This is a genomic window from Thiofilum flexile DSM 14609, from assembly GCF_000380185.1.
GTDB lineage: Bacteria > Pseudomonadota > Gammaproteobacteria > Thiotrichales > Thiotrichaceae > Thiofilum > Thiofilum flexile.
Window position 1 is genome coordinate 1 of record NZ_KB904790.1, and the last position, 9,812, is coordinate 9,812.

General features: G+C 44.2%; 8 protein-coding genes and 1 pseudogene. 4 read left to right on the forward strand and 5 right to left on the reverse strand.

Annotated features, from left to right (window positions below):
- Positions 1 to 124: 124 nt before the first annotated feature.
- Positions 125 to 1,147 carry a replication initiation protein RepM gene (repM, locus tag A3IK_RS19545; protein WP_020560599.1) on the forward strand — a complete coding sequence of 341 codons (1,023 nt, stop codon included), beginning with the start codon at positions 125 to 127 and terminating at the stop codon, positions 1,145 to 1,147.
- Positions 1,148 to 1,233: 86 nt separating this feature from the next.
- Positions 1,234 to 1,434, forward strand: coding sequence for a hypothetical protein (locus A3IK_RS0113950; protein ID WP_020560600.1), 201 nt, complete (start codon positions 1,234 to 1,236; stop codon positions 1,432 to 1,434).
- 105 nt (positions 1,435 to 1,539) lie between these two features.
- Here the strand turns inward: A3IK_RS0113950 and A3IK_RS20470 are convergent, their stop codons facing one another.
- The gene (locus tag A3IK_RS20470) at positions 1,540 to 3,060 is read right to left on the reverse strand and encodes a MobA/MobL family protein (RefSeq protein ID WP_020560601.1); all 1,521 of its coding nucleotides are present in this window, start codon (positions 3,058 to 3,060) and stop codon (positions 1,540 to 1,542) included.
- A gap of 173 nt (positions 3,061 to 3,233) precedes the next feature.
- On the opposite strand from A3IK_RS20470, the gene A3IK_RS0113960 reads away from it, so the two are divergent.
- Positions 3,234 to 3,659 (forward strand): conjugal transfer protein TraD, encoded by a 426-nt coding sequence (locus A3IK_RS0113960; protein WP_020560602.1) that lies wholly within the window; start codon positions 3,234 to 3,236, stop codon positions 3,657 to 3,659.
- Between the two features lie 43 nt (positions 3,660 to 3,702).
- Here the strand turns inward: A3IK_RS0113960 and A3IK_RS0113965 are convergent, their stop codons facing one another.
- Together A3IK_RS0113965 and A3IK_RS0113970 are read right to left on the reverse strand one after the other, a co-directional pair.
- On the reverse strand, positions 3,703 to 3,963 hold the full coding sequence (locus tag A3IK_RS0113965; RefSeq protein ID WP_020560603.1) for a BrnA antitoxin family protein: 261 nt from the start codon (positions 3,961 to 3,963) through the stop codon (positions 3,703 to 3,705).
- Positions 3,947 to 4,219: a BrnT family toxin gene (locus A3IK_RS0113970; protein WP_020560604.1), complete on the reverse strand. Its 273-nt coding sequence runs from the start codon at positions 4,217 to 4,219 to the stop codon at positions 3,947 to 3,949. Before A3IK_RS0113970 ends, A3IK_RS0113965 begins: the two co-directional genes overlap by 17 nt.
- Positions 4,220 to 4,651: 432 nt before the next feature.
- Between A3IK_RS0113970 and A3IK_RS0113980 the strand changes: the two are divergent.
- A pseudogene (locus A3IK_RS0113980) lies at positions 4,652 to 5,813 on the forward strand (IS3 family transposase).
- Positions 5,814 to 5,827: 14 nt separating this feature from the next.
- On the opposite strand, the gene A3IK_RS0113985 reads toward A3IK_RS0113980, so the two are convergent.
- Both A3IK_RS0113985 and A3IK_RS0113990 read right to left on the reverse strand, forming a co-directional pair.
- On the reverse strand, positions 5,828 to 6,208 hold the full coding sequence (locus A3IK_RS0113985) for a hypothetical protein (RefSeq protein WP_020560607.1): 381 nt from the start codon (positions 6,206 to 6,208) through the stop codon (positions 5,828 to 5,830).
- A complete protein-coding gene (locus A3IK_RS0113990) occupies positions 6,201 to 9,713 on the reverse strand; it encodes a polymorphic toxin-type HINT domain-containing protein (protein WP_483855276.1) in 3,513 nt (1,170 codons plus the stop codon). The genes A3IK_RS0113985 and A3IK_RS0113990 overlap by 8 nt, the downstream gene beginning before the upstream one ends.
- Positions 9,714 to 9,812 lie beyond the last annotated feature (99 nt).

Genomic DNA, 9,812 nt, shown 5'->3' on the forward strand with positions numbered 1-9,812 from the left:
TATAAGACGACGTTTTCCGACCTATAAGACGACGTTTTCCGACCTATAAGCGCTGCGGATATACAATTGTCTTTTTAAAGACAATTGTATATAGTAATCTCTAAATAGAAAGTGTCTAAATGGAATGAACGATTTAGTTATAAAACACAATGCTTTAATTAACGCCAGTTACACGCTAACGCTAGTGGAACAGCGTTTAATATTGCTTGGGATAGTGAGTGCTAGAACGTCTAGCACTAAAATAACCTCGGATAGTGTTTTAGAAATTCATGCCAGCCAATACATAAATCAATTCAATGTTGAAAAACACTCAGCCTATGAAGCACTGAAAGTTGCCGCAACCGAACTATTTAAACGCGAATTTAACTATCAAGGAACGAAGGAGGGCAAAACTAAGTATGTTAAAAGTCGCTGGGTTAGCCGTATTGCTTATATTGATGATTTAGCACAAGTAGAAATCGTATTTGCACCAGATGTAATTCCATTGATTACAGAGTTAGAAAACCGTTTTACTCAATACGAGTTAGAACAGGTTTCAAAATTATCCAGTAGCTACGCTGTGCGCTTGTATGAACTACTGATTGCGTGGCGTAGCACAGGTAAAACACCAGTTACAACGCTAGGGGATTTGAGAAATCGTTTAGGTATACTGAACAGTGAATATATAAGAATGAGTGATTTTAAGCGCCGAGTGCTTGATCTGGCTATCGACCAAATCAACGAACACACCGATATAACAGCTAGCTACGAACAACACAAACAAGGTCGAGTAATTACAGGCTTTAGCTTCACCTTTAAATTCAAGAAACCCAAAAAGCAAAAAACATCCATCAATACCGAACTCGAAACCGTCGACGTACCCATGACACCAGAAGAGGCTCAAGCCGCTCAAAAACGATTAATGGCAGCGATGCCAAGAGAGCTAAAAGAGTTTGATGGATTTAAGCGTCCGAGTGATTTAAATCCTACTTCTTTTGAAAATGCCTCAAAAGAGGCTCCCGTAAAAGAGAAAAAGGAAATCACTCAAGAGGATTTAGAGCAAGAGTTTGAAAACCTAAAAGCCATTTCTGATAATGATCTAGGGTTGCTCATGAAACTAGCCAGCAAAGAACTGAAGGAGTTTTTACAAAAGAAACTAATGTCATAACATTTTAACAACCGCCCTGCTCCAAAGTTCTCAGGCAATGGAACAGGACTTCACTTCACGACTTGAACTTAAAAAGGAGTCGAAAAATGCACACTGATGCTACCACAACGGTGCTTTCCGCACCTGTCCCCTTTGCCTATTCTGACCGAGAAGCACAACTCACCATCCTACAACATGCCTTTACCGAGGTATTGAAAAGCCACGAACTACGCGAGGCTGATCCCCCAATGTTGGATGTATTGTATTCGCTCAATGAACGCTTCAATGATCTACTGAAACGTGATTAAGTACCGTATCGGTACGGTTTCAAACGACTGAAGTCGCAATAGTGACACCTGTGGTGTCACTATTGAAATCGAGGTCTAGACTGGAAAGAAGAAGAGGGCAGATGCTCAACGCTCCATTCCCCGATGTTTCCCTTGTCCGACGGGATCTAATCGCGTAAAGCCGGTTTCAATCCTACCCGCTGCCTTATCTGCCACCATTTGCCGCTCACGTCCAAACCTTACCTCTTGCTCAATTTTGCGCTGAATCTCTTGCAATTCAGGCCGCTTGCTAATGGCTTCTAGGTCTTGAGAGCGCAGCAAGTCGGCACAGGCCTTACGATAAGCCACGAGTTGTGCTTGTTTTTCTTGCTTGGCTTGCTCTTTAGCTCGCTTTTCGGCCTGTGCTTGGGCTAACTGTTCGGCTTGTGCCTTGGCTTGTTTTTCAGCTTGTTCTTTTTCTTTAGCACGTTGTACCTTCCATTCTTCGCGCTGCTGTAAGCGTTCAAGACGCTTCTTCTCATTGGCTAATTCGGGGTAATAGCGTTCTAGGTTCTGTTGAGCCAAGGCCTCAACCGTTGGACGCTTCTTTTCACTCTCTGTTTGGGCATTTGCATGAGTCTGTTCTAACTCGGTGTAAGTCTGCTGCCAGGCGTTGAAGTCTTGTTGGTAGTCCTTGTGCTTGAGGAAAGCCAATAATCCGGTAGGAGCTTGAGGTTGTAGGGTTTGCCAGTGTTTGAGGTTTTGTTCAGCTTGCTCAAGTCGGGTGTGTGCCTCTTCTTTTTGACTGTGTAGGGTACGTTGTGCCTCTTGGAGTAATCCGGTAAAAACCCGCTCTAGTTGAGCCTGTATCTTTTTCGCTTTTTTAAGCTCAATAAGATCAGCCTTGAGGTCTTTGATTTCACTTTTGAGTGCGTGTTGAGCTTGTACTTGCTCTCGTTGTGCGGCTCTAAACTCTAAGACTACGGCGCGTTGTTGTGGGTCTTTCCAACGCTTAGGATGTTGCTTGGGTTCGGGTTCTTGCTCACTGCCTCGATCGCGATAACTTCGCATATCAATACGGGATTTAGAACCTACTTGTTCTAGGTGGGCATTACACAAGACCTCCCAACGTTTACGTAGATCTTTTATGTCCTGTTGACGGGTTGCATAGTCCTTACCAGTATTGGTTTTTTTGGCTCCACCTCGTTCAGGATGTTTAGCATTGTAGCGCTTAAAGAATTGCTCAGGATCACGCGTGATACCATCTAACTCACGCTCACAAAACATTAAATGACAATGGGGCTGTTCTTGCCCATCCGCTGCCTTGGGATTGTGAATAGCGAACTGGTAAGTGAACTGATGGCCTAGCTCTTGTTTTACAAAGTCATGGACAAGGTTGAGCCTTTGGCTTTGGTTTAATTCACGCGGTAATGCAATCTCATATTCTCGATAGGTGGAACCATTAGCGCGTTCAAATTGATCGGCGACTTGCCAAAACTGTAAGGGGTCGTGTTGTGCCCAAGCGGGCATATTGCCGACCTCAGTATGCTCTAAGCGCTCGCCTTGTTTTTGACAATAGGTGTATTGTCCTTGGCGGGCAATATAGGCGGCATGGGGTTGGGCTTTGCCTACCTTGCCGACTCTAACACTGAGGTGTCCAATTGCCATATGGGTGCTAACTCCTCTTGCTCTTAAAGCCTGCGGCTAGCACGCGGTGGTTTTTATACGTAGTAAAAAACGTCTAACCGCGCCTTCTATTCTAGAAGGATAGGAGGCAACTCCTCTTTTGTCGAGGTTTTGCACTATGCTTAAAGGGATAGTCATACTAGAGGAGAACGGCAATGGAGCAGGATAATGCATGGTTAGTCAATCGCTTGGCTTTTATCAAAGGCTTAAAGAAATCTACTGAAACTCAACAGCTTTTAGTGTTACTCGCTGAGCAATCTACTCGAACACCCGAAGAAGAGCGCAAACTAAAAGCCTTGATTAAAACCGAGCGAGCCAATGATAAAGCTCAAGCCGCTAAAGCTGCACTCAATCAATTATTGCAAACCGAGAAACAAGCTCAACGCAAACAACGAGACCATGAGCTTTACCAAGTCACAGGCTTATTGATTAAAGCGGGGTTAGTCGATTCTCAAACGGGTAAACCTGTGATGGATAAAGGCGAGTTATTGGGTGCTTTGGTGGGGTTAGCCAATGTGCCACTGGATCATGTTAAACGAGTCGAGTGGAAGCAGACCGGGGATAAGTTATTGAAGGGATAAATTTCAAATATCCCTTCAACAAAAAAATAGAACAAACTAAAACTTAGGACTGATGTGCTACTACATAGGCAGATAATACGGCTGCCATTTTAGTAGTATAATGAGTAGGGCTGGTTGCTTTAAAATAGGCTAATACTTCAGGGGTAACTCTTAGGCTAATGAGTTGCTTAGTTTGAGGCATTACCAGTTTGGCATTTTTCCAAAAGGTTTCATCTAACTCGGGAATATCACTGGTATCAATATCACTATCCGGTAGTGCTGCTAGCTCCTCAAGAGTTAATGCGTGATCATAAGTAGTTTTCATAACGTTTTCGCTCCGCTTGGGTGGCTCGTCGTGCTGATATTAAGCGAATAATTCCGTCTTCACGTTCGGTATGAACAACCGTTAAAATCAAAATACCCTCGACCATACCAATGCTAATTTCTCTATCCTCTCCATAGTCATCACGGGTATCTAAGAACGTGAACACTGGGCCTTCAAAAATACGTTTTGCTAAGTCAAAACTAATACCATGTTTTGCAATGTTGCTTTGATTTTTGTCTTCATCCCACTCAAACATGATTGGCCTATTCTTTGTAACGTATTACCTATTGTAATACAATTTACAAAAGAAGACAGAGGGTTAATATTGCACAGTGTGATGAGCGACTGAGGCTCATCTATACAACAGACTGAAAAAACATCGTATCCAATGTTAATTTCTGTGGTGGGTTATGTACCTTTGTTGGGAGGAACCCAACTATCCCTTTATGGGTGATGTAATTGATCAGATGGGGATAAGCAGGACGACTTTTTATCGCTATTTTCCAACCGACAGAATCAAGGAACTTAGGAAGGAACATTCAGCAGAAATCTGAAAGGGACTAAATCCTGTGGGACTTTTGGTTCCTTTATGCAGATAGACCCAATAGCAAAGAAACTCTATGGTTGTTCTGGTCTAATACCCCCTGACACAAAGTAATAGGATAAACTGTCCTAAATCGAGGTGTCTATGAATCAGAAACGAGTCTACAAGAATTACTCCGTAGCCTTTAAAGAAGAGGCGATTGCCCTAGTGACCGAGCAAGGTTATAGCGTAGCGGAAGCAGCAGCCTCACTCGGTATTCGTCCCAACCAACTCTATGACTGGAAAAAGAAACAGGAAGCGGCTTCTGGTGGTACGGTATTGAGTGCCGATGAGCGTGTAGAGCTATTGCAGCTACGCAAGGAAAACAAACAGCTACGGATGGAGAAAGAGATCCTAAAAAAGGCCAGTGCCTTCTTTGCCAGAGAGCTGAGATAAGATATCGCTTTATCAAAAGCTTACCCCCGAAGACACCGATTCGACTGGCGTGTCGAGTGATGCAGGTAAGCCATGCAGCTCTTACTATGACTGGCTCAAACGTCCGGCTCGACTCATAAAAGCCGAGGAGTTGTCCTTGTATCGACGCATCAAGCACCTCTTTAAAGCCCGTCGGGAGAGTCTAGGGTCTAGAGAACTCGTCAAACGGTTACGCAAAGAAGGCTTCCAGATTGGTCGTTATCGGGTACGTCGGCTGATGAAACGTTTGAACTTAGTGGTGATTCAGCGCCAAGCGTATCGGGTCACGACTCAGCGTAATCCCCGTCATGGGGTAGCCGCGAATCAGGTCAATCAGGACTTTAACCCTTCCCGTCCTAATCAGGTCTGGGCGGGTGATGTGACCTACTTAAGAACCCCAGAGGGCTGGATGTACTTAGCCATCGTTATGGATTTATATTCACGCAAAATCATTGGCTGGACACTGGATCTAAGGATGACGACGGCTCTGGTCGAGCGAGTGATGCAGCAAGCGATTACCTTGAGAAATCCCCCGAATGGACTGATTTTTCATAGTGATCAAGGCTCTCAGTACACGAGTCAACGCTTTAGTAACTTATTGAAGCAGCACGGTATTCAAGCCTCAATGAGTGGAGTCGGTGCTTGCTGGGATAATGCCGTGGTGGAACGCTTTTTTGGTAGCTTGAAGCATGAATGGTTATTAAAGGTCAACCACCGAACCCGACAAACGATGAAGCAGGATGTGGAGGCATATATTCGTTATTACAACCATGAACGTTTACATACGGCGAATGGCAATCAATCTCCAGTGGAGTTTGAGTTGTCTCAATTAAATCTGTCAGGGTTTGCTTGACCAGAACAGGTTGGTTATACACCTTTGTTGGGAGAAACCCCAAAATTCATTTCATACCTTAGTATATCTAGCATCAACTGTGATATACATAAGCATGAAATAAAACTATCTAACTCTGAATCACTCATTTGGATAAAAAATCTCTCATAGATTACTTGATCAAAAAAATTAAATCGCTGAAAACTTGCAAGTCCTCCCCAATCAACCTCACTAAAATCTTTCCCTGATTTTAGTTGACTACAAACACCTGCACACAAAGAGGAAATATAGTCAAAGTCTGTTTCATTTCTATAATTTCTAACAGCTTCTGAGAAAATCTTTTTCTCTTTATATGTAAGAAAAAAAAGATTTGCTTGATCCATCAATTTTAAAATCAAAATTTTATTGCTAGTCATTTATACCACCATATGAAGCAATTTTTCCATCACGCAAAATAATATACTTACTATTTTTCTTATAAATAATGGAACCATCATCTCTAAGGGTTTTGCTTGCTCCCTTTGTAGTAAAATTAGCAGCTTGCCTTAAGTACTTAGCTAAATCACCATCTGCATGTTTTATGGCATGATATCTCAGGCTATCAGCAAGAGTATCAAAAGTTGATTTTTCCCATAGACTAGCTAATTGATCAAACTCTTTTGAAGTCATATTACCAAGTAGATCAGCTAACTCATCGTAGCAATTATTATGCACCCAAACGCCACTATCACCCACAAAGTAGGTATGATAATCCGCTACCTCAAAATTATAGGTATCCTGACGTTCATTAGCCCGCTCCACAGACTGCACACGAATCACTTGACCATTTAGACTGTGTATTATGGTTCCTACTTGTAGCTTCTCAGCACTTACCCACCCTTGATCAACCACATTGAAGGGATGTTCAGGTGTTACACCTAAGCTCTCTTGTTGTCCATTTTGATTGATCAGCGTTAACTTGAGTATTTCTTTATCTTTGTTATGGAATAACCGTACAACAGGCTTCCATGCAGTTTCACCTGTTGCATCATTTCGTGAGGCTACTAAATCACCTATCTTGATGGTCTCAATGGGCTTTAAACCATCCTTGGTGTGAATTAAGGTGCCTGCTGTAAAGCACAGGGTTTTAGCTGCTTGAGTTGCAGCTCCAATAGCTTCAGTACCTCGCATTGCGGTAGTACGAGCTACTGCCCCTGCTCCAGGAAGACCACCTATCAAAAATCCAGAGGGCTGGATACAGTCTCCACAAGTGTTATTCTGGTTATCATATGCCTCAAGAGCTAGCCCCCCTCCCTCGAACAAGACTCCTACAATTAGTGGAACAAACCAAGCCAAACGCCCATCCGGATCGACATACCCATACGGATTCTGATACGCATACCCAAACGTATTCATCCCCCCTGCCAGTCCAATCGGATCAGACTGTACATAACGTCCAGTCTCAGGATTATAATCCCGATGATAGTTATAATGCAGCCCCGTCTCTTGATCATAGAGCTGTCCGGGGAAGCGTGGGTTATAGCTCAGTGCAATACCATCACCATCCACATCCTCATTGGGCTTAGTCTCACCAAACGGTGTGCTATCCCAATTCCACAGCGTTTTACCGCTTGCATCGGTGATCACCCGTGGCGTATTGAGCTGATCGGTATAAATCCGATAGATTTTGCCTTGCTGAATCGTAGCAATGGGAGTCGTCCCTACATACACGGTTTCCTGCTTGGCTAGACCATTAGCATCATACTCTCCAATAACCCGCCCCTTAGACCAGGCATACACGGTCGTACCTTGGGGAGTAGCCTTCTTGACCCGTTGTTGACTGGCGTTATAGGTGTAGTAGCTTGTACCATCCACATTAGCGAGGCGATTCTGAGCGTTATAGGTATAGAGATGCTTACTATCATTGAGTAGATTGCCGCTCACATCCAGTTGTTGAGCATTATTGCCCACACTGACTAAGCGATTACTATTAGCTTCGATCAGATAGGAGGTTAAGGCGTTTTGATCCCATTTGGCGGTACGATTGCCATTGGCATCATATTCAAAGGCTTGAGCCTCATTCGCGGCATTACTGGCTTGATAGTTGGTTAAACGGTCTAATACATCGTAACTAAAGCTTTTGCTCTGCGGGTTAGCCCCTTGATCATTCCAACCCGTGATATTGCTCACCGCATCATAGGAAAGCGTGCGGGTATCATCTCCAAGCGTGAAGCTCTGTAGTCTGCCGAGACTGTCATAGGTCTGCTGATTCGTTGACCCATCCGCCCATTGCCAGCGAGTGACATTTTGAGCGGCATTGTAATTTAAGCCACTCAGATAGGTTTGCCCATTGAGGCTAACAGAACTGAGCTGATCTTGGTTATAGCTATACCCAATCACCGCACCACTGGGTAAGGTTTCGGTTTGGAGCTTACCGTCACTGCTATAGGTGTAGCGTTGCGTGAGTGTGGTGCTACCAATAACTTGATCCTTACGAGTCACGCGTCCTTGGCTGTTATATTGGTAATAAGTCGCTCCACTGCTATCAGTAATGGTACACAGCCGCCCAATGCCATTACTACAAGTGTCATAGCCATAGGTCGCTTTTGTGCCATCCGCCCAAGTAGTCTTAGTTCTGCGATTGAGTAGATCATAGCTGTAGGTCGTGGTTTGACCTTGAGCATCGGTGCTGCTCACTACATTACCGGAAGCATCGTAGGTTTGACTGATGGTACCACGATCCGCACTGGTTTCAGCTGTGACTAGATTATCACTGTCATAGCTATAACTCGTTGTAACCCCATTGGGTGCTTTCACTTGGGTGAGATTGCCCTTGCTATCATAGCTATACCCTGTCACACCGCCTGCGGCATCCGTGGTTTGCGTTAAACGATTCTGAGTATCATAGGCAAAATGGGTTTCACGCCCTTTAGCATCCGTCACTTGGGTAAGATTATTATTCGCATCATAGTCATAGGAGCTGGTTTGCCCTGCGGCATCAATGAACTCACTCAAACGACCTAATGAGTCGTAAGTTTTGCGGTAGGATTGCTCCACTTGTCCTGTAGCATTGGTCAGTGTGGCACTTAAACGATTGCCATTGCTGTCATAGGTGTAACTGGTGGTATTACCCTGAGCATCTTGAATACTGGCGATTTTACCCGCTGCGGTATAGGTCAATGCCGTAGTAGTGCCATCAGGATAAGTGATTTTGGTTAAGCGTCCTGCACGATCATAGGCTGAACTGGAGGTCAATCCATTACGAATCAGTTTTAGTAAACGTCCGGCTTTATCGTAGCTCTTTTCGGTGATAATGCCGTTTTCATCTTGGCTTTTAAGCGGTCGTCCGGCTAGGTCAAAGGCTAAAACCTTGCTAATACGCCCTAAGGCATCGGTAATTGAGGTGCGATTACCCTTTTTATCATACTCAAAGCTGATATTAGCCCCATTGGGTGCTGTTCTGCGTTTGAGTAGACCCCAGAGATTAAATTGCCGACTGCGCTTACGGAAGATTCGCCCAAATAAGAAACCAGAGGGTTTCATTGTGGCATTGAGCTTCACCATACCCGTCTGAGTAGTACTGTTGGTACTGGCAGTACCTACTACACCCGCTTGAGTCACACCCGCAGTGGTCATTGAACTACTAGCAGTAGCAGCAACCGGCTCACCTTCACTGGAGCTGATTTCACGCCCTTGAGCATCATACTCATACTCAGTCATCTTATCCGGCTCGACCACCCGTAGAGGCTTACGGAAAGTGGCATGCCATTCAGTTAAAGTAACTCTCTCCTGTTCTGTCCCTGCGGCTTCTGTCACGGATTCAGGTAAATTGCGTGCATTATAGCTTGTTAGCGTGATTAAACCGTTCTTATCGGTACTTTTCGTGACCAATCCCGCACTATTGTACTCAAAGGTTTGCGTTCCCCCTTGGCTGTCGGTAATACGGGCAGGGCAATCGCTTGAATCAAGTTATTGATTAAATTGAGATAGTTAAAAAGTCAAAAGTAAATTTTTCATGGAAAATTGCTCTGATTACTATCT